The sequence below is a fragment of the Comamonas odontotermitis genome (genome assembly GCF_020080045.1).
Classification (GTDB): domain Bacteria; phylum Pseudomonadota; class Gammaproteobacteria; order Burkholderiales; family Burkholderiaceae_C; genus Comamonas; species Comamonas odontotermitis.
Window position 1 is genome coordinate 2,715,001 of sequence record NZ_CP083451.1, and the last position, 19,808, is coordinate 2,734,808.

19 protein-coding genes (1 of these 19 running past the window's edge) are annotated in these 19,808 nt (G+C 59.1%); all 19 read right to left on the reverse strand.

Features of this window, described 5'->3' with window-relative positions:
- On the reverse strand, window positions 1-1,054 hold the 5' portion of the coding sequence (locus LAD35_RS12625) for an ATP phosphoribosyltransferase regulatory subunit (protein ID WP_224149408.1). Its footprint begins 95 nt before the window's first position; 1,054 of the gene's 1,149 nt are visible here — the first part of the coding sequence; the start codon lies at window positions 1,052-1,054; its stop codon lies off the left edge, out of view.
- A 196-nt stretch (window positions 1,055-1,250) separates the two neighbouring features.
- Window positions 1,251-2,135 carry a protease modulator HflC gene (gene hflC / locus LAD35_RS12630; protein WP_224149409.1) on the reverse strand — a complete coding sequence of 295 codons (885 nt, stop codon included), beginning with the start codon at window positions 2,133-2,135 and terminating at the stop codon, window positions 1,251-1,253.
- 9 nt (window positions 2,136-2,144) lie between these two features.
- Entirely contained in the window at window positions 2,145-3,524 is a 1,380-nt protein-coding gene (gene hflK, locus LAD35_RS12635; protein WP_224149410.1) for an FtsH protease activity modulator HflK, read from the reverse strand.
- A gap of 58 nt (window positions 3,525-3,582) precedes the next feature.
- Window positions 3,583-4,740, reverse strand: a complete 1,158-nt coding sequence (gene hflX / locus LAD35_RS12640) for a GTPase HflX (RefSeq protein ID WP_224152677.1) — start codon at window positions 4,738-4,740, stop codon at window positions 3,583-3,585.
- A gap of 97 nt (window positions 4,741-4,837) precedes the next feature.
- Entirely contained in the window at window positions 4,838-5,089 is a 252-nt protein-coding gene (gene hfq / locus LAD35_RS12645) for an RNA chaperone Hfq (RefSeq protein ID WP_224149411.1), read from the reverse strand.
- Between the two features lie 129 nt (window positions 5,090-5,218).
- Window positions 5,219-6,559: a ribosome biogenesis GTPase Der gene (gene der / locus LAD35_RS12650; protein WP_224149412.1), complete on the reverse strand. Its 1,341-nt coding sequence runs from the start codon at window positions 6,557-6,559 to the stop codon at window positions 5,219-5,221.
- Window positions 6,560-6,583: 24 nt separating this feature from the next.
- On the reverse strand, window positions 6,584-7,741 hold the full coding sequence (gene bamB / locus LAD35_RS12655; protein ID WP_224152679.1) for an outer membrane protein assembly factor BamB: 1,158 nt from the start codon (window positions 7,739-7,741) through the stop codon (window positions 6,584-6,586).
- 28 nt (window positions 7,742-7,769) lie between these two features.
- Window positions 7,770-8,414: a YfgM family protein gene (locus tag LAD35_RS12660; protein WP_224149413.1), complete on the reverse strand. Its 645-nt coding sequence runs from the start codon at window positions 8,412-8,414 to the stop codon at window positions 7,770-7,772.
- Window positions 8,415-8,462: 48 nt separating this feature from the next.
- The gene (gene hisS / locus LAD35_RS12665; RefSeq protein WP_224149414.1) at window positions 8,463-9,755 is read right to left on the reverse strand and encodes a histidine--tRNA ligase; all 1,293 of its coding nucleotides are present in this window, start codon (window positions 9,753-9,755) and stop codon (window positions 8,463-8,465) included.
- 68 nt (window positions 9,756-9,823) lie between these two features.
- Window positions 9,824-11,095 (reverse strand): flavodoxin-dependent (E)-4-hydroxy-3-methylbut-2-enyl-diphosphate synthase, encoded by a 1,272-nt coding sequence (ispG, locus tag LAD35_RS12670; protein ID WP_224149415.1) that lies wholly within the window; start codon window positions 11,093-11,095, stop codon window positions 9,824-9,826.
- Window positions 11,096-12,025, reverse strand: coding sequence for a helix-turn-helix domain-containing protein (locus LAD35_RS12675; protein WP_224149416.1), 930 nt, complete (start codon window positions 12,023-12,025; stop codon window positions 11,096-11,098).
- The gene (gene pilW / locus LAD35_RS12680; protein ID WP_224149417.1) at window positions 12,022-12,846 is read right to left on the reverse strand and encodes a type IV pilus biogenesis/stability protein PilW; all 825 of its coding nucleotides are present in this window, start codon (window positions 12,844-12,846) and stop codon (window positions 12,022-12,024) included. The genes LAD35_RS12675 and pilW overlap by 4 nt, the downstream gene beginning before the upstream one ends.
- Window positions 12,847-12,874: 28 nt before the next feature.
- A complete protein-coding gene (gene rlmN / locus LAD35_RS12685; RefSeq protein ID WP_224149418.1) occupies window positions 12,875-13,999 on the reverse strand; it encodes a 23S rRNA (adenine(2503)-C(2))-methyltransferase RlmN in 1,125 nt (374 codons plus the stop codon).
- A 57-nt stretch (window positions 14,000-14,056) separates the two neighbouring features.
- A complete protein-coding gene (ndk, locus tag LAD35_RS12690; RefSeq protein WP_224149419.1) occupies window positions 14,057-14,482 on the reverse strand; it encodes a nucleoside-diphosphate kinase in 426 nt (141 codons plus the stop codon).
- Between the two features lie 79 nt (window positions 14,483-14,561).
- Window positions 14,562-16,049, reverse strand: a complete 1,488-nt coding sequence (locus LAD35_RS12695) for a pseudouridine synthase (protein ID WP_224149420.1) — start codon at window positions 16,047-16,049, stop codon at window positions 14,562-14,564.
- The gene (gene scpB, locus LAD35_RS12700; protein WP_224149421.1) at window positions 16,039-16,956 is read right to left on the reverse strand and encodes an SMC-Scp complex subunit ScpB; all 918 of its coding nucleotides are present in this window, start codon (window positions 16,954-16,956) and stop codon (window positions 16,039-16,041) included. Before scpB ends, LAD35_RS12695 begins: the two co-directional genes overlap by 11 nt.
- Before the next feature lie 140 nt (window positions 16,957-17,096).
- The gene (locus tag LAD35_RS12705; RefSeq protein WP_224149422.1) at window positions 17,097-18,173 is read right to left on the reverse strand and encodes an RluA family pseudouridine synthase; all 1,077 of its coding nucleotides are present in this window, start codon (window positions 18,171-18,173) and stop codon (window positions 17,097-17,099) included.
- Window positions 18,173-19,024, reverse strand: a complete 852-nt coding sequence (locus LAD35_RS12710; RefSeq protein ID WP_224149423.1) for a peptidoglycan DD-metalloendopeptidase family protein — start codon at window positions 19,022-19,024, stop codon at window positions 18,173-18,175. The genes LAD35_RS12705 and LAD35_RS12710 overlap by 1 nt, the downstream gene beginning before the upstream one ends.
- 11 nt (window positions 19,025-19,035) lie before the next feature.
- Window positions 19,036-19,794, reverse strand: a complete 759-nt coding sequence (locus tag LAD35_RS12715) for a protein-L-isoaspartate(D-aspartate) O-methyltransferase (protein WP_377780223.1) — start codon at window positions 19,792-19,794, stop codon at window positions 19,036-19,038.
- Window positions 19,795-19,808: the final 14 nt, after the last annotated feature.

A 19,808-nucleotide genomic window follows, 5' to 3' on the forward strand; every position in this document is an offset into this window, starting at 1 on the left:
AAACAACGGTTTCGCCCGCTCGCCGCAAACGCTGGATCACCTGACGCATGTCTTCCCGGTCCACCCAGGGTGCACGGATGGCAGCCTTGAGTGGGCGCGGCTGCACCACGGGCACGAGTTGCTTGATGTCAAGGCTGAAACCGACCGCTGGACGGCTACGCCCGAACGCGGCCCCCACTTCGTCGTATCTGCCGCCACGCACCAGCGCATCCGTCACGCCTTGCGCATAAATGGCAAAGCGCATGCCGCTGTAGTAGGCATAACCGCGCAAATCCGCCAGATCAAAGGTGATGGAAGGACTGTCCACGCGTCCAGCCAATTGGCGCAATTCGACCAGGATGGGTGATATGCCTGGAATGGCAGCGAGTGCCTTTTCGGCTTCGTCCAGCACCGCCACATCGCCATACAGATTCAACAATGCACGCAGTCCGTCGCGTTGCGCCTGCGGAAAATCCTTGGTCAGCAGCGCAAGCTCCGATGCGTCTTTCACCGCCAAAGCGGCATGCACACGGCGCAAGGTGGGTAAATCCACCAACAAGCCCGCCAACAGACGCTGCACGATACGTACATCTGCCAGATCCACCGAAAAATCATGCAGTTGCGCTACACGCAGTGATTCGGTTGCCAAGGTGATGATTTCCACATCGGCCTCGACGCCGGCGTGGCCGTAGATTTCCGCCCCAAACTGCAGCTGCTCGCGAGTTGCATGGGGGCGATCAGGCTTGGCATGCAAGACCGGGCCGCAGTAGCACAGGCGCGTTACACCCTTGCGATTGAGCAGATGCGCGTCAATGCGTGCCACCTGCTGGGTGGTGTCGGGACGAATACCCAGGGTGCGGCCAGAGAGCTGGTCCACCAGCTTGAAGGTCAGCAGATCCAACGCCTCACCAGAGCCGGAAAGCAGAGAATCCAGATGCTCCAGCAGCGGCGGCATCACCAATTCATAGCCATAGCCACAGGCTGCATCAAGCAAGCCGCGACGAAGCTCTTCGATGTGCCGTGCTTCGGACGGCAGCACATCGGCAATGTGATCCGGAAGGATCCAAGCAGACATGGGAAATTGGAGAGGCTGTTAAAAACGCAATTCTACAGGGATGCATAAAGGCGTAAGCAATAACCTGCCCGAACCACTGCGCCATTGATGCATTTGTGCAGGCGGCGCCGGCCTGCGATGCTATAAGGAGCGCAAAAAAAGACGCCGCACGGCGATTGTCGTGCGGCGTTTCGGTTTTGATCGCAAACAGCGCTTACTACTTGGCCGTTGGCGAGCGATAGCTTTTAAAGAAATCGGAAGATGATGGGTCTACCACAATGACATCCGATTTCTTGTTGAAGCTGGACTTGTAGGCCTCGAGGCTGCGGTAGAACTGTGCAAACTGCGGGTCCTTGCCAAAGGCTTCGGCATAGACTTTCGCCGCTTCCGCATCGCCCTGCCCCTTGAGTGCCTGCGCATCGCGGTAGGCATTCGCAATCGTCACTTCGCGCTGGCGGTCCGCATCGGCGCGGATCTTTTCCCCGACTGCGCCACCAGTCGAGCGCAATTCGTTGGCCACGCGCTTGCGCTCGGCCTCCATGCGGCTGTAGACCGACTCGGTGATCGCTTCAACGTAATCGACACGCGTGATGCGCACATCGACAATGTCAATACCCCAAGGCTTGCTGCCTTTGACCGCTTCCAGCACTTCTCGCTTGACGTCAGCCATGGTCTGCTCGCGCTTGGTCGAGATCAACTCCTGAACCGTGCGACGGTTCACCTCTTCCTGGAAGGCATTGCGCACCACCCGATTGAGCTGCATGGCACCCGCTCCTTCGCTGGTGCCTACATTACGGATGTATTCCGATGGCTCCGTGATGCGCCAGCGCACGTACCAGTCGATCACCACGCGCTGCTTTTCCGCAGTCAGCATGGATTCGGTATCGGTACTGTCCAGAGTCAGCAAGCGCTTGTCCAGATAGGTCACATTCTGCAGCGGCGGAGGCAGCTTGAAGTTGAGCCCGGGCTCAGTGATCACTTCCTTGATCTGCCCCATGGCGTACTTGATGCCGAATTGGCGCTGGTCGACCACAAACACGGTGGAGCTGAGCAACGCCAGGACCACCAAAACGGTTGAAGCAAAAAATCCCATTCGATTCACAACTCACTCCTAGCGCGACTCGCGGTCACGGGTTCGGCTGGTGTCACGGGCGCGCGCGTCTGGAACAGACGGTGCAGCCACCGGCGTATTGTTGGCAGGAGCGGCCGATGGGGCTGCAGCCTCACTACCAGACGCATTGGCGCCGGCACCTTGGGTTTGCTGCATGATCTTGTCGAGCGGCAGATACAGCAGGTTGGATCCCTGCTTGGAATCCACCACTACCTTGGTCACATTGCTGTAGACATGCTGCATCGTCTCCAAGTACAGGCGGTCACGCGTCACCGCTGGAGCCTTCTGGTACTCGGTGTAAATCGACGAGAACCGCTGCGCATCACCTTGCGCCTGCGCGACGATGCGCTCCTTGTATGCGGATGCCTCTTCCATCAGACGCGATGCGGTCCCCTTGGCACGCGGCACCACATCGTTGGCATAGGCTTCAGCTTGATTCTTGGTACGCTCACGCTCCTGCGCAGCCTTGAGCACGTCGTCAAATGCCGCCTGCACCTGCTCGGGCGGACGCACGCCACCTTGCTGCAGATTGACGCCAACCACTTCGACACCGATCTTGTAGCGATCCAGAATGGTCTGCATCAACTCGCGCACACGCGGCGCGATCTGGTCGCGCTCATCGGCGAGCGCGGCGTCCATCTTCATCTTGCCAACCACTTCACGCACAGCAGTTTCTGCCACCTGGATGACGGAGTCTGCCGGGTTCTTGCTTTCAAACAACCAGGCACGCGCATCGTTCAGGCGGTACTGCACCGCAAACTTGATTTCAACGATATTCTCGTCTTCCGTCAGCATGGCTGACTCGCGCAAGCCTGTGCTCTTGACAATGCTGTCGCGCCCGACGTCTGCAGACTTGATCTGAGACACATAGACCAGCTCATGCCGCTGAATCGGATACGGCAGGCGCCAGTTGATGCCGGCATTCACAGTCTTATGGAATTTGCCAAACTGAGTGATGACCGCCTGCTGACCTTCCTGCACGATGAAAAAACCCGTGCCCATCCAGATCAGCACGGCAACACCTGCAATCAGGCCGATGCCAATGCCCGCGCCCTTGAACTCAGGCTGTGGACCGCCAGCATTGCGACCGCCTCCACCATTGCCCTTGCCACCGAACAGACCGCCCAGCTTTTTGTTCAGGTCCTGCCAAAGCTCGTCCAGATCAGGAGCTCCACCATTTCCTGGCCGCTGCGACGGACGGTTGTTATTTTCGGGAGGCGTATAAGGCGGGCGGGCCGGTGGCGGCGGCTCCTGACCACCATTGCCGCCTGCGCCATTACCGTCGTCTCCGCGCCCCCAGCGCGGGTCGTTCAGATTGAACATTCCGCGTATGCCTTGCGGTAGCAAAGCCAGGCGCGGAAAGCGTGAATGAAATTTCATTAGCGATGTCTCTATGAATCAGCGTTACAAAGCGCTTGCAGACAGCCATTGTGGCAGTCTAGTGGGCATTTCCCAATAATTCGTCATCAGCGTCTGGGGCTATCTCAACAGCCTCAACCTTTTCCAAAGCAGCCTGATGCGTAAGAACTGCCTCGGCCAAGTGTCCGCGAATAGCATCCAGCCCCATCCCTTTGGCAGCACTGACGAAGAAACGAGGAACCTGCACACCGTCCAGCTCATAGCTGTCGGCAAGCACTGTGGGCCGCTGGGCTGGATCCATTGCATCCAGTTTATTGAAGATCAACACCTGCGGCACATCGTCTGCACCAATTTCCCGAAGAACCTTTTGGACTTGTTGTATTTGTTCCGGGTGGGCAGGATTCGAGGCATCGACCACATGCAGCAGCAGATCTGCATCGACTGCTTCCTGTAGCGTTGCCTCAAAAGCATTGACCAGACCATGCGGCAGGTCACGAATAAAGCCAACGGTATCCGAGATCGACACCGATTTCTGGGCCGATTCCAGATACATCTGGCGTGTGGTGGTATCCAACGTGGCAAACAACTGGTCCGCCGCATAGGCCCGCGCCTTGACCACCGCATTGAAGAAGGTGGACTTGCCCGCATTGGTATAACCAACCAGCGAAACATTGAATGTGTCGTTGCGCTCACGCTGGCGGCGCTGCGTCGCGCGCTGCTTCTTGACCTTGCTCAAGCGCTCTTTAGTGCGCTTGATTGCGTCATTGATCATGCGGCGATCCAGCTCGATCTGCGTTTCACCAGGCCCGCCGCGCGTACCAATGCCGCCGCGTTGGCGCTCCAGGTGAGACCATCGGCGCACCAGCCGTGTGCTGAGGTACTGCAGTTTGGCCAGCTCCACCTGCAGCTTGCCTTCATGGCTGCGTGCTCGCTGGGCAAAGATCTCGAGAATCAGCAAGGTGCGGTCATTGACCGGCATCTGCAGGCTGCGCTCCAGATTGCGCTGTTGCGCGGGGCTCAGCGCCTGGTCGAACAGCACCTCCTTGGCGCCATAGGTTTGTGCCACCATGCGAATTTCGTCAGCCTTGCCACTCCCAACAAACAAGGCCGCATCAGGCACCTTGCGCTTGCAGGTAAGGCGCGCCACGGGGTCAAGCCCTGCGGTTTGTGCGAGCAAACCCAGCTCTTCCAGCTCGGAATCGAAGTGCGGAAAACCAAAATCCACCCCGACCAGCATGACCGGGGTGGATTTCTTGTCGTGATTTATTTGGTGATTACTCAATGATGTAGAGCTCTTGCCCGTGCCAAACACAGGCATATTGCTATCAAAATCGTTAGGCTGCAGCGTCGCTGTCTTGCGACTCGGACGCGGAGAAATTGACAGCGCGACCGGGAACAATGGTGGAAATGGCGTGCTTGTACACCATCTGGGTCACCGTGTTGCGCAGCAGCACAACGTACTGGTCAAAAGATTCGATCTGGCCTTGAAGCTTGATACCGTTGACCAAATAGATGGAAACGGGAACATGCTCGCGGCGCAGAGCGTTGAGGAAGGGATCTTGCAGAAGTTGGCCTTTGTTGCTCACGATATTCTCCGTGTTCAGACAATGTTGTTGTAAAACGCCACCTTACCACAGTGGCGACGTAACTGATTGATAAAAGGCTTTTTTCGTGCAATGGACCGGTTAAGCCCGCCCCATCTCACTTTTTCGCTATCAATCTTTATCAGCGTATGGGTTATGTGAGGTCTTGAATTCAATCCGCAAGGGGGTGCCCACCAAATTAAATTCCTTGCGGAAGCGACCTTCCAGAAAACGCTTGTAGGCATCGGTCACATGCTCCAGCGAATTGCCGTGGATCACGATCACCGGCGGATTCATGCCGCCTTGGTGTGCATAACGCAGCTTGGGACGATAAGGCCCCACTTTCTTGGGCGTCTGAAACTGTACCGACTCCAGCAGCAGGCGGGTGAGCACAGGCGTTGGCATCTTGCAGGTGGCAGCCTTGTGCGCCTGGATCAACGAAGTCCACAACGGCCCCAGGCCCTGGCGCTTTTTGGCCGAAATGAAGTGCATGGGAGCAAACTTCATGAACGACAGACGCATCTCAATCGAGCGCTCAAGCATCTGGCGCCCATAGTCATCCAGGGCATCCCACTTGTTGATGGCAAGCACCACCGCACGCCCGCTCTCCAGAATGTACCCGGCAATGTGCGCATCCTGATCCGTGACACCTTGCGTGGCATCCAGCAACAACAGCACCACATTGGCGCCTTCAATGGCCTGCAAGGTCTTGACGACGGAGAATTTCTCGATGGCCTCGAACACCTTGCCCTTGCGGCGCAGGCCGGCGGTGTCGATCAGCTCGAACTGCTGCCCATTCTTCTCAAAAGGCACCGAGATGGCATCACGCGTCGTGCCAGCCATGTCAAAGGCGACCAGCCGCTCTTCACCCAGCCATGTGTTGATCAAGGTCGACTTGCCCACATTGGGGCGACCAGCAACCGCCAACCGAATGGGCTGAGGGCCATCCGCATCGCCCGCGTCTTCTTCCTCATCGGGCCACTGCACTTTGTCGAGGGCCATGTCGACCAGGCTGCGAATACCCTGTCCGTGCGCTGCAGAGACGGGATAGACTTCACCGAGCCCCAGCTCATAGAACTCGGACAGTTGCGAGCCATCCTTCATTCCTTCGGCCTTGTTGCCCACCAACATGGCGGGCTTGCCCAGGCGACGCAGGTAACCTGCGATTTCGTGGTCCTGCGCAGACAGCCCCAGACGCACGTCCACCACAAATACCACGACATCCGCCTCGGCCACAGCCTGGCGGGTCTGTTTGGCCATCTCCTTGAAGATGCCGCTCGATGCATCGGGCTCAAAGCCACCCGTATCAATCACGATATATTCGCGCTTGCCCTGCCGGCCCTGGCCATAGTGGCGATCACGGGTCAAACCGGCGAAGTCGGCCACGATGGCGTCGCGCGACTTCGTCATGCGGTTGAACAAGGTGGATTTGCCCACATTGGGGCGACCCACCAAAGCAATAACTGGCTTCATTCCTGACTACTTTTTCTTTTTCTCTCAATCGGGCTGAAAGCCGTACACCGCACCGTCGTTGGTCTGCACCACCATGGTGTTCCCTGCGATGACCGGCGCGACAGAGATGCCCGAGTTGTTGGTTGCAAAACGGTTCAACGGAGAACCATCCTTTTTGGACAGCATGTGTACCACGCCATTGCCGTCACCAAAGATCACCGAGCGGCCCAGCACCAGCGGCTGGCTCAGCTTGCGGTACTTGAGGCGGCTGCTTGTCCAGGCCACACTGCCCCCATCACGTGCCCATGCGGTAATGACACCATTGCCATCGGCACCCGCCACCACCTCGTCATCGCCCGAGACTCCATTAAGGCCTTCGGCGCGCACGGTCCAGCGCAGTTGCGCGGTATCGGCATCGATGCAGCCCACGGCCATCTGGTATGCACGGGTGCACAGCACCGAACCCACGCGCGATACGCCGCCTACCAGCTCCACGAGCCGTTCCACATCATTGGTGCCACGGGGGCTGGCGATGGGAACCTCCCAGCGCAGCGAGCCGTTGTTGGGATCAATCCCCACAAAACGCCCCGATACGCCAGTGACCAAGGTGTCCTTGTAAGCCATCAGCACGCCGCTTTGGCGCAGCACCAGCGATTCACCAGTCTTCGACTGGCTCCACAGCGGGTTGCCGGTTGCTGCGTCATAGGCACTGACGGAGCGATCCGCACTTTGCACGAAGACACGGGCGCCCGCCACCAGCGGCGCCGTATAGGCGCGGTTGCTCAGGCGCTTGCGCCATTGCTCCTTGCCCTGCGACAGCACCACCAGATCACCACCTTCGGTGACCACCGCAGCCCATTTACCGTCGCTACCGACACCAGCTGAAAGCTTTTGCCCCACGTTGGCGCGCCACAGTTCAGCGCCGGTATCTGCATTCACCGCCGCCAACTGGCCATCGGCAGACCCCATGGTCACCACATTGCCACTCACATTCATGACCAGGGTCGGGTTGGCCTTGCCGATACGCTGCGTCCAGGTCTGCTTGACGCCAATCAACGCCACATTGGGCTCCAGTTCGACAGGCTTGCGCTTGTCGGACGAGAACAACGAACAGCCAGCCACAGCCAGAGCCACGGCGGATACGGTCAAGACCTTCGCTGCAGCAGTTGCTGCAGCAAATGATGGTAGTGCTTGGTGTTTCATGCTCATGCGCACAGCCTCTCGCTATCGATTACTTCACGTCCTCGCCCAGCGCATTGAGCTTGACGGAAATGACATTGCGGTATTCCACACCAGGAGCGGTCTTCTGGTAGGCCGTGCGATACGCTTCGATTGCCTTGGCCTTGTCACCCTTGGCAAGATAGGTGTCGCCTTGGTGATCCGCCACCACGGCGTCAAACTCCGTGGGCATCTTGGCATCAAGTTGCTTGAGCGCCTCGTCGTAGGACTGGCTGCCCAGCAGCACTGCTGCAAGGCGAATGCGCGCTGTGGCCTTCAAGCCATCGTCCGCCGCATTGTCAGCCACCCAGGTGAGCGCAGCCTTGGCGTCATCCATCTGCCCCTTGTCACTGGCGGCCTTGGCCACCAGCAAACCTGCATGAGCCGCCTGCAAGGTGCTGCCGTAGTTGCTGCGCAGGTCGCCAAAGGCCTGGTCAATACGCGTCTTGTCGCCGGAATTGACCGCGGCTTCCACCGCAGAGCTCAGTGCACTGGCCTGCTGGCCCTGGCGATTCTGCCAGTACTGGTAGCCATTCCAGGCGGCAAATCCGCCCAGCACGATAACCAGCACCGTGGTGATCAGCGTGCCCCACTTGTTCCAAAAATGCTTGATCTGATCAAGCTGTTCCTGTTCTTCCAAGTCCAGATGCGTTGCCATAGTTGTTCTAGTTCAGGGTTGCGAAAATTGTTTTGAATAAAAACGGCTTCAGGCGCGTAGCAGTTCTGCCCAATTTGCTACATTTTCAATAGCGTATTCTGCCTGGGCACCTGCGCCATCGCGCAATTGCTTGACGGTGATCATGCCGCGCTGCATCTCATCGCCGCCAAAAATCAGAGCGCAATGCGCGCCACTGGCATCTGCCTTCTTGAACTGCGACTTCATGCTGCCCATGCCCTCTGCCGTGGCCGCGCCGTGCATCTGCACACGGATACCTGCACTGCGCAAGACTTGCATCACGCGCATGGCCTGCGGCAGAAGCGATGCGTCCGGCAGGATAGCGTAGGCGTCAATAGACGGGCGTTGCCACTGGATATTCAGTTCCTTGATCAGCTCGAGCACGCGCTCGATCCCCATGCCCCAGCCTACGGCCGGAGCGGGCTTGCCGCCGATCTCTTCAATCAGGTAATCGTAGCGGCCGCCACCGCAGATGGTGCCCTGCGAGCCGAGCTTGTCGGTGATGAATTCGAACACCGTGAGGTTGTAGTAATCCATACCCCGCACCAGGCGTGGATTGACTGACCAGACAACACCGTTGGCATCCAGAATATCCTGCACGGTCTTGAGGTGTGCCTTGGAAGCATCGCCCAGAAAGTCGAGCAGCTGAGGCGCCGCATTGACCATCGCCTGCATCGCCGGATTCTTGGTATCGAGCACCCGCAGCGGATTGCTGTGCATACGGCGCTTGGCCTCTTCATCCATCACATCCGTGTGCTGCTCGAAGTAGGCAATCAGCGCATCGCGGTGCGCCTTGCGCTCCGCAGGTTGCCCCAGGCTGTTGAGCTCCAGGCGCACGCCGTCAATGCCCAACTCTTTCCACAACTGGTGCGCCAGCAGAATCACTTCCGCATCCAGCTCAGGGCCGGCAAAGCCCAGCGCCTCGACTCCGACCTGGTGGAACTGGCGGTAGCGACCACGCTGCGGGCGCTCATGGCGAAACATCTGGCCGATGTAGAACAGGCGCTTGCCGCCGTCATATAGCAGGTTGTTTTCCACCACGGAACGCACCACGCCGGCCGTACCTTCGGGGCGCAGGGTCAGGTGCTCGCCATTGAGCTTGTCTTCAAAGGAATACATTTCCTTCTCGACGATGTCGGTCACCTCGCCCAGACCGCGCACAAACAGCGCGGTAGGCTCGACGATCGGGGTGCGGATGTTGCGGTAGGCGAAGCGACCCATCAGATCGCGCACCTTGGACTCAAACCATTCCCACATGGCCGAATCAGGCGGCAGGATATCGTTCATGCCTTTGATGGCAACCAGCTTTTCATTCTTGCCCATGGGCTTTCAATCTCTATAGTCAAAACAAGCGCCAGCGCATACCTAACATGCGCTGACAGCTATCAATTTTATACCTTGGCAGTGCCGTAACGGCGCTCCACATAGGCCTGCACGATATCGTGAAACTCCTGCGCGATGCGGTCGCCGCGCAAGGTCATGGCCTTTTCACCGTCGATGAATACCGGTGCTGCAGGCGACTCGCCCGTGCCCGGCAGGCTGATGCCGATGTCCGCATGCTTGCTCTCGCCAGGGCCATTGACAATGCAACCCATGACCGCCACCTTCATCTTTTCGACACCAGGATATTTGACGCGCCAGACAGGCATTTGCGAACGCAGGTGTTCGTCGATATCCTTGGCCAGCTCCTGGAAGGTGGTGCTGGTGGTGCGGCCACAACCCGGGCAGGCAGTGACACTGGGCACAAAACTGCGCATGCCCAGGGCCTGCAGAATTTCGCTGGCAACCACCACTTCCTGCGTGCGCGCTTCACCCGGCTGGGGCGTGAGCGAGACGCGAATGGTGTCGCCAATCCCCTCCTGCAGCAGAATGGACAGCGCAGCGGCGGAGGCTACCGTGCCCTTGGTGCCCATGCCGGCTTCTGTCAGACCCAGGTGCAAGGCGTAATCGCAACGTGCAGACAGGCCGCGGTACACCGCGATCAGATCCTGCACACCACTCACCTTGCACGAGAGGATGATCTGATTGCCATCCAAGCCCATTTGCTCGGCGCGCTGTGCTGACGAGATGGCGGAGGTGATCAGGGCCTCATACATCACCTGACGACCATCCCAAGGTGCAGAGCGGCGGCTGTTCTCATCCATCAGCTCGGCCAGCAGTTCCTGGTCGAGGCTGCCCCAGTTGACACCGATGCGCACCGCCTTGTCATACTGGATGGCGGCCTCGATCATCTGGCCAAACTGCTTGTCCTTCTTGTCGCCTTTACCGACATTGCCGGGGTTGATGCGGTATTTGGACAGCGCCTTCGCGCAATCAGGAAACTCTGTGAGCAGCCGATGGCCGTTGTAATGAAAGTCACCCACAAGCGGCACATTCTCGCCCATGCGATCGAGTTGCTCGCGGATATAGGGCACAGCCGCAGCCGCCTCCGGAGTGTTGACAGTAATGCGCACCATCTCGGAGCCCGCCTGCGCCAACTCCTTGACCTGGATCGCAGTCTCGACGGCATCTACCGTGTCGGTATTGGTCATCGACTGGATACGTACCGGGGCATCACCTCCGACAGTCACGATACGGTCATCCCACACCACGCGGGCCTGACGGCTTTTGCGACCGGCAGGCGCCACCAATGGCACGGGAGACAGCTTGTTGTCTTCTTGCACTTAATTCACCTCGAAACGGGCCGTGCTGCCCTTGGTCACTTTTTTCAGATCAAAAGCAGCCCCGCGCAATTGCAGTTCGGCACCAAGGGCATTGCCCACCACCACCTTGAGCGGCGGCTGGGCCGTGATGCCCTGCTCACTTCCAGCCTTGAGTGTCTTTTCAAACACCACTTTGCCATCTGCTGACTTGACCTGAATCCAGCTGTCTTGCGACACCTTGAATTGCAGAATGGGAGCCTCAGCCGCAAGAGCCGCTGGTTCTGCAGCCGGCGGCGATAGGGCCGGCCCAGTTGCCGCCACGGCAGTTGCATTGGGCATGCCCGGGGATCCATTGGCTACCGCATCACCACCTTCGGCGCTCGCACCCAGGGCTACCGAATCATTGGCACCAGCCTCACCTGCAATGGTATTGGCGCGACGAGGCGCCTCCGGCTTGGAAGCCACCTGCTTTTTATACTGCTCTGCCAGTTGCGGGTAAAACAGTACTCCTGCCGTAGCCACCACCAGCAGCAGCACCACCGCCATCCAGGGAAACGGCTTGCTCGACGAGAAATCGCTACTTTTGGCAGGTACTGCGCCCCCCGAAACCTTGGTGTTGATGCCTTCACTCACCTTGCGCAGGTCCTGCCCTGGTGCCCTTGGCAGCAATGCAAGAACTGGCTCTGCATCCATCTTGAGCGCGCGGCACACCGCCGACGCCAATGCACGGGTGAACACTACATCTGGAAATGCGTTCCAGTCATTGGCTTCAAGTGCCTCCAGCTTGCCAACCGTCACCTTCAGATTGGCCGCCAACGCAGGCAGGCGCAGGCCTGCTTGCTCTCGCGCCTCGCGCAGCATACCGCCTGCGGTCAAACCAGCGTCATTGCCATTTGGCTGGAGAGCCGCAGCATTTTCCGTGCCCTGCTCATGCACATCAGACTCGATCAAAGCACGCCTCCATTGGCCACACGGGCCCATTCCTTGGAATCCGGAAAACGCTTTTGCAACTGATTGGCCAATTGGCGCGCTGCGGTGCGGTCTCCAAGCGCCTGTTCGATCTGGATACCCAGGAAGAGCGACTCCGAGTTGGCAAGCTCGCCATTGTTGAGTCGCCGGATGTAGAACTGCGCGCGCTTGTCATCACCACGCTGACGCATCAGCTTGGCCAGGTTATAGGAAACAATGGGATTGCCTGCGTCGTATTCGTAGGCCTTGATCAAGGTGGCTTCGGCTTCGGCCATTTTTCCCGCAGCTTCATAGCACAGGCCCTGCGCCATCAAGGTTCGGGACTGCTGGTAGTACTGGCGCTGCGCCAAGGCCTGATTGAAATAGCGGTCGGCTGCCTCGAATTTCTTTTCCTGACACAGCAACCATCCATGGTTGTGCATGATGTTGGCATCGCCAGGCTTGAGGGATTGCGCCTTGGTAAAGCTCTCGGCGGCAATATCGGGATCGCCCAATTGCATATAGATCAGACCGCGCATGTTGTAGGCATCGCCACTGGACGGATCAAGCGCCAGTACCTGTTTGATCTCATCCAGCGCAATGGTGGGCTTGCCAGTCTGGAAGTAATTGGCCGCCAGTTCCATGCGGATGCGAGCACGGCGCTGCACCTCGGTTTCGTCCGACTGGGTAACGATGGCGGCATCTTCGCGTGCGGCGGTATTGGTTGCGCAGCCCATCAGCACATTGCCCAAAGCCAGCCCAAGGAAAGCTGCGCCGATCAGACGGGGGAATCTTCGTTGTCCCAACCTCAAGGTCTCTGCCATGCACACCCTCCCATTCAATTTTTACCGTCTACAAAGCCTGTGTCAGCGGAATCACCCGATTCTTGGCCATGCGCTCTGCTGCACGCGTTCGGTCTTTCACGTCACCAGCCAGCTGTCCGCAAGCCGCGTCAATGTCATCGCCACGGGTTTTTCGCACCGTCGTCACCACACCGGCATCCAGCAGTTGCTTGGCAAACTCCGAAACCCGGGCAGCGGGGGATCGTAGCAGACCCGATGCAGGGAATGGATTGAACGGGATCAAATTAAATTTGCACCACGCACCGCCAGCGCCTGCAAACTCGCGCACCAGCGCTATCAATTCCTGCGCATGTTCGGGCTGATCATTGACACCGTCAAGCATGCAGTACTCAAAGGTGATGAAATCGCGCGGCGCAAACTCCAGATAGCGGCGGCAGGCAGCCATCAGTTCCTTGAGCGGGTATTTCCTGTTGAGCGGCACCAATGCATCGCGCAATGGATCATTAGGTGCGTGCAGCGAAACGGCCAGCGCAACCGCACAATCCTGCGACAGGCGATCCATCATCGGCACCACACCAGAGGTAGACACCGTGACCCGGCGGCGCGACAAGCCATAGCCATGGTCATCGAGCATGGTGCGCAGCGCTGGCACCAGCGCCGAATAGTTCTGCAGTGGCTCGCCCATGCCCATCATCACCACATTGGAGATGACGCGCTCATCCGTGCCAAAGCGCTTGCGCAGCGCGTGTTCGGCAAACCACAGTTGGGCAATGATTTCGCCCGTTGTCAGGTTGCGGCTGAAGCCCTGATGCCCTGTCGAGCAAAAGCGACACCCTACCGCGCAGCCCGCCTGTGATGATACGCACAGCGTGCCACGATCATCTTCTGGAATGAATACGGACTCCACTGCATTGCCATCACCCACGTCAAACAGCCATTTGACGGTCCCATCGGCAGATACATGCTCGGTAATCACCGGTAATGCAGTAATGTGGGTCGCACCCTTCAGTTTCTCACGCAACGACTTGGCCAGATCGGTCATCTGGTCGAAGTCGGACGCTCCGCGCTGGTGAATCCAGCGAAAAAGCTGAGTGGCCCGGAAGCGTTTTTCTCCCAGCCCTTCGCAAAAGGCGGTCAAACCAGCCAAATCAAAATCAAGCAAATTGGTGGTCATAGAAACACGCTCGGGCCACTTACACATGCTGCACGGCGGCTGCCGTGCAGAATTCCATTAACGGGAATAAACGTTCATGCCAGGGAAGAAGAATGCCACTTCCACGGCAGCCGTTTCAGCAGCGTCGGAGCCATGCACTGCATTGGCGTCGATGCTATCGGCGAAATCAGCGCGGATCGTGCCCTTGTCAGCCTTCTTGGGGTCGGTAGCGCCCATCAGTTCACGGTTCTTCAGGATGGCGTTTTCGCCTTCCAGCGCCTGGATCATCACGGGGCCGGAGATCATGAAGTCGACCAGATCCTTGAAGAAAGGACGCTCCTTGTGCACAGCGTAGAACTGTTCGGCTTCCAGGCGCGACAGGTGAGCCATCTTGGAAGCAACAATCTTCAGGCCAGCAGCCTCAAAACGGGCGTAGATTTGACCGATAACATTCTTAGCCACTGCATCGGGCTTGATGATCGAGAGGGTACGTTCGATTGCCATGTTGAATTTTCCTGTTGGTTGATTTTTGCCGTAAAAGCAAACCTTTGATTGTACGGTGTCCGGGAAGTCAGTGGCGCGACTACGACCTTCCGCCCCGCTTGAAGCCACCGTTTTTGCGCTGGCGCATCAAACTGTCGTGGCCAATGTAGCCAAGTGAAGTCTTCATCGGATCGGGCTGGCTGCTGCGCTTTTCCGGCGCACGGCGCAAGCCACCACCCCGGGTATTCTTGGCGGGCCCCGTCGAGGGACGGGGGCCGTTTTGCTGGGGGCGGTTGTCATTGCGACCACGGCCACGGCTGTCCTGGGCATTGCCGCGCGGTTGACGCACGGGCGCGCCAGCGGCAGCAGTCAAGGCCTGGATATCCCGCTGATCGAGCTCCACCCAGTTACCTCGCTTGAGCCCGCGCGGCAGCACCATGGCCCCGTAACGGATACGGATCAGCCGACTGACTGCATGACCCACGGCTTCGAACATGCGGCGCACTTCGCGATTGCGGCCTTCGGAGATGGTAACGCGGTACCACTGGTTGGCACCTTCACCGCCGCCATCGTCAATCGACCCAAAGCTGGCCATGCCATCTTCCAGGTTCACGCCCGCCAGCAGTTGCTGCTTTTCTTCGGCAGTCAACGCTCCCAGCACACGCACGGCGTATTCGCGCTCCAGGCCAAAACGGGGGTGCATCAGGCTGTTGGCAAGTTCCCCGGAACTGGTGAACAGCAGCAAGCCTTCGGTGTTCAAATCCAGGCGACCGATCGACTGCCACTTGCCATGCATCAACCTGGGCAGCTTGCGGAACACCGTCGGACGGTTTTGAGGATCGTCATGCGTCACCACTTCACCCACGGGCTTGTGGTAGGCGAGTACGCGGGCAGGCGGCGGATCAATGCGGAAATTGATCAACTTGCCGTTGACGCGGATCTTGTCGCTATATTGAATGCGCTGACCAACGTGTGCCGGCTCATTGTTGACCGAAATACGGCCCTCGAGAATCAGCCGCTCCATCTCCAGGCGCGACCCCATTCCAGCCTGCGCCAACAGCTTGTGCAGCTTGGGCGTCTCCACATGCGGCTGCAGCACGCGCTTGGGCGGCAGGTTCGCATCCGAGGCCTCGGCAGCCTCCAGAGCACCGGCAACCACATCCTCAAACGCATAACCGGCCTCATGGGTGGCATCAACATTGCGCGCAGGCGCTGCCGGGTGTGCAGCATCTGCGCGACCCTCCGCCTGCATGCCACCAGCTTCTGTACGCGGCTGACCATCCCGCTCGCGGAAGCGCCGCGCACGCGCAGGATAACGGCTTACCCGCTGCTCACCATCACGGCGGACACGCGTGGCGCCGTCACCGGACACCTGATCTGCAGGCGCCTGCCGCTCGGGCGCAACCTGTGAGCCATCGCCTTCTGGCATATCGGCAACCCCCAGTTGCGCCGATGGCTCCGCGGCATTTTCCGCGCGCGCCTCAGCCACTGCAGGCTTACGCGGCGCACGGCGTTTGGGCTTGACCGGCTCTGCCGACATACCCTCTTCACCGGGTTGCGAATTCAAATCGCCGTTTTCACTCATCATTTTTCTGCTTCTCATTGCCACTATCAGCAGCGGCGTCATCATTTCGTTGGGGCTCAGCGCCCGTCTCGCGCACATCATTGCCTGGCAGCAAATCCACATGCGCCTCATCTTTATTGTCCTGAAGGGCGACGCCTGAAGCCGATTCATCGGCTTCACCAGGCCCATCAACCCTCGGGCTGGCCGAGGACTCCAGGGTCGGATCCTGCCCCCCGTCTTCGAGGGGTACAGACTGCACCTCCAACCCGGACTCGCCAACCAGAACAAATTCCTCACCCTGCTCGACAGCAGTGCCACCCACAGGTGGGGGCACTTGTTCGGCTGCCTCACCAGCATCGTCACCAGCCGCTACCGGCTGCTCATCCAGCGGCAGGCTTTCAAATATCGTCGCCTGTTGATTGCTGTCATCCAGCGCAGGCAACTGATCCAGCGATTGCAATCCCAGGTCGTCCAAAAACTGCCGGGTGGTTGCCAGCAATGCCGGGCGGCCCACGGTTTCGCGATACCCAATCACCTCCACCCAGCCGCGATCTTCGAGCTGCTTGATGATCAAGCTGTTGACCGTCACACCACGAATGTCTTCGATATCGCCCCGCGTGACAGGCTGGCGATACGCAATGATCGCCAGCGTCTCCAAGGTTGCCCTTGTGTACTTGGGTGGCTTCTCGGGGTGCAACCGGTCCAGGAATTCACGCATCTCCGGTCGGCTTTGAAAACGCCACCCCGAGGCAACCTGCACCAATTCCACCCCTCGATGCGTCCAGTCCAGCTGCAACTCCTGCAACAGCACTTTCAAGGTGTCCGTTCCCAACTCGTCCGCAAACAAGCTGCGCAATTCACGCACGGTAATTGGCTGGGGAGCGCAGATCAGCGCAGTCTCCAACACCCGTTTCGCTTCCAAAGTCTGCATGCGAAGAATCCCTGTAAACACGTTCGCGCTATGAATGGCGACGGCTCAAAAGAAAGGATTGCAAGTCAAAGAAAGCCGCATTTCTGTCGCGCGGCATCAAGATCACGGACGAGGGAATAAGCGCCCTGCGCCGTTGGCACTCAGGCCAGTTCCTGCAAATTATACCGAATATCCCAATTTTCCATGGCTTGCACCATATCCTGGGGTGGCAAAGCAAACCACGACATGTCCTGGCCAGTGACCGGATGCACAAAAGCCAGGCGCAAAGCATGCAGGCCTTGGCGCTCCAGACCTGCCGCCATGGAGCCGCCATACAGCGCATCGGCCAGCAATGGATGACCAAGCGATGCCATATGCACACGAATCTGGTGGGTACGGCCCGTGTGCAGGCTGCAGTACACCAGACAGCCTTCGGCCGCGTTGGCCAGCAGACGGAAATCCGTTCTGGCAGCCTTTCCCGGGTGTTGCGCCAGATCCACCACAGCCATGCGCAGACGATTGCGGGGGTCTCGCCCGATTGGAAGCGCTACTGTTTTAGCGGCCGCACCACTCCATGCTCTGTGTGCCAACGCCACATAATTGCGATGCACGTCACGCGCTGCAATCAACCTGACCAGGGCATCCATGGTTTGGCGTTCACGGGCCACCACCATCAGGCCGCTGGTGTCCTTGTCCAGCCGGTGCACGATGCCCGCCCGCGGCAACTGGGCTGCCTTGGCATCGCGTGCCAGCAACGCATTGAGCATGGTACCGCTCCAGTTGCCTGGCGCAGGGTGCACCACCATGCCGGCCGGTTTGTTGATGATGCACAGATGGGCATCTTCATACACCACGTCCAGAGGAATATCCTGTGGCAAAAAGGCCTGGCTCTGCTGTGTAGGCCGCAACTCGACGGCCACTGCATCGCCCGCCTTGACCTTGGCACTCGCCTTGGCGCCCACCTTTCCGTTGACCAGCACCGCCCCCTGCTCAAGCAGGGCCTGCAGATAGCTGCGCGAAAACTCCGGCACCCACCTGGCCAGCGCCTTGTCCAGGCGCAGCCCATGGTCAGCCATGTCTGCGGTGATGGCGCGACTCTCCCATTCGCTGATGGCAATGTCGGCAGTCGTATCCTCGCCTGCATCATCGCCATCGGGCAACAAATCCTGGCGGCCATGAACAAAGCCGACGCTGCCAGCTTCAATCGGCAGCGTCGGCCCTTGGGTCTTATCGGGCATCAGCGGGAGGGTAGATAGCGAGATGGGTCCACCGGCTTGCCTTGGCGGCGCACCTCAAAGTGCAACTTGACGCGATCTGCATCGGAGCTGCCCATTTCCGCGATCTTCTGCCCCTTGCGCACGACCTGGTCATCCTTGACCAGCAAAGTCTGGTTGTGCGCATAGGCCGTCAGATAGGTGTTGTTGTGCTTGATCAAAATCAAGTTGCCGTAGCCACGCAGGCCTGCACCCGCATAGATGACGCGGCCATCAGCCGCCGCAACCACGGGATCACCCGCCTTGCCGCCAATATCCAGGCCCTTGTTGCGCGAATCGTCAAAGCCGGCGATGACCGTGCCCGACGATGGCCAGATGAAGCCCACATTGTTGTCTGCCGCTGCAGGCGCTTCCGCAGCCGCAGGGGCTGGAGAAGGCACAGGTGCCGGTGTCGCAGCAGCGGTAGACGCACTGCCAGAGACAGCAGGGGCCGCAGGGGCTGGCTGTGTCACGACCGACGAGGTTGGAGGCACCACACGCAGCACCTGCCCCACTTCGATCACATTGGGGTTTTCCAGATTGCTCCAGCGAGCAATGTCTTTCCAGCTCTGGCCATGCTCCATGGCGATGCGCATCAAAGTCTCACCAGGCTTGACGGTGTAGTAACCCGGCTTGCCTGCATTTTCCGCGCCCGGCAACGTTGCCGGATCCACCTTGGCGGTGCCAGTAGCACTGGTGGTTGCCGATGGACGACCAGCAGACGACCCCCGGTCTTCGACCGGAGCCTTGTTCAGCGATGTGCTTCCACAACCTGCCAGCACTGCCGCTGCCACCAGACTGGTTCCCCACGTCAAAAGACCACGTGAATCCAACATACCTATCCTTATTAACCTAGCCCCGATTTTAGGGGTACGAAATGAACATGCTCCAGCACCGTACGCTGAAATCCATCAGCAGTACGATCCACCACGAGCAAAACCTGTTGTCCGCCAGCGCCCAGAATCGGCGCCACCAGGCGGCCACCCTCAGCCAATTGATCACACCAAGCCTGCGGCAGTTCCTCACCACCAGCGGCCGAAATGATGCCCGCGTACGGCGCGCCACTGGCAAAACCAAGCATGCCGTCGCCCAGGATCAGGTGCACATTGGCAAGACGCAACGGGCGCAAATTCACCCGAGCCTTTTCATGCAACGCACGCAAGCGCTCAATGGTATACACCTCTTTGGCAATCAGGCTGAGCACGGCAGCCTGGTAACCGCAGCCGGTTCCGATTTCCAGCACACGCCCGAGCCCCGATTGCGCTGCCGCCGACTGCGCCAGCAACTCGCACATGCGCGCAACAATGCTGGGTTTGGAGATGGTCTGGCCCAGGCCAATCGGCAGGCTTGTATCCTGGTAGGCCTGCACCGCCAAGGCGCTGTCCACAAACTGGTGACGCAGGACCGAATTCATCGCCTTGAGCACACGCGTGTGCTCAATACCCGAAGCTGCCAGCCTCTGCACCATGCGCAAACGCGCCGAGGTGAAGTCTACCGTCTCTACGCCCAGGGTTTCGCGCACTGCCATGGGTACCGGTGCCAGGTCTGCAGGCAACCGCATCCATTCACGGTGCACATTCGACTGCACCTTGGTGGTTGCAGGCATGGCGCCACGCGCGG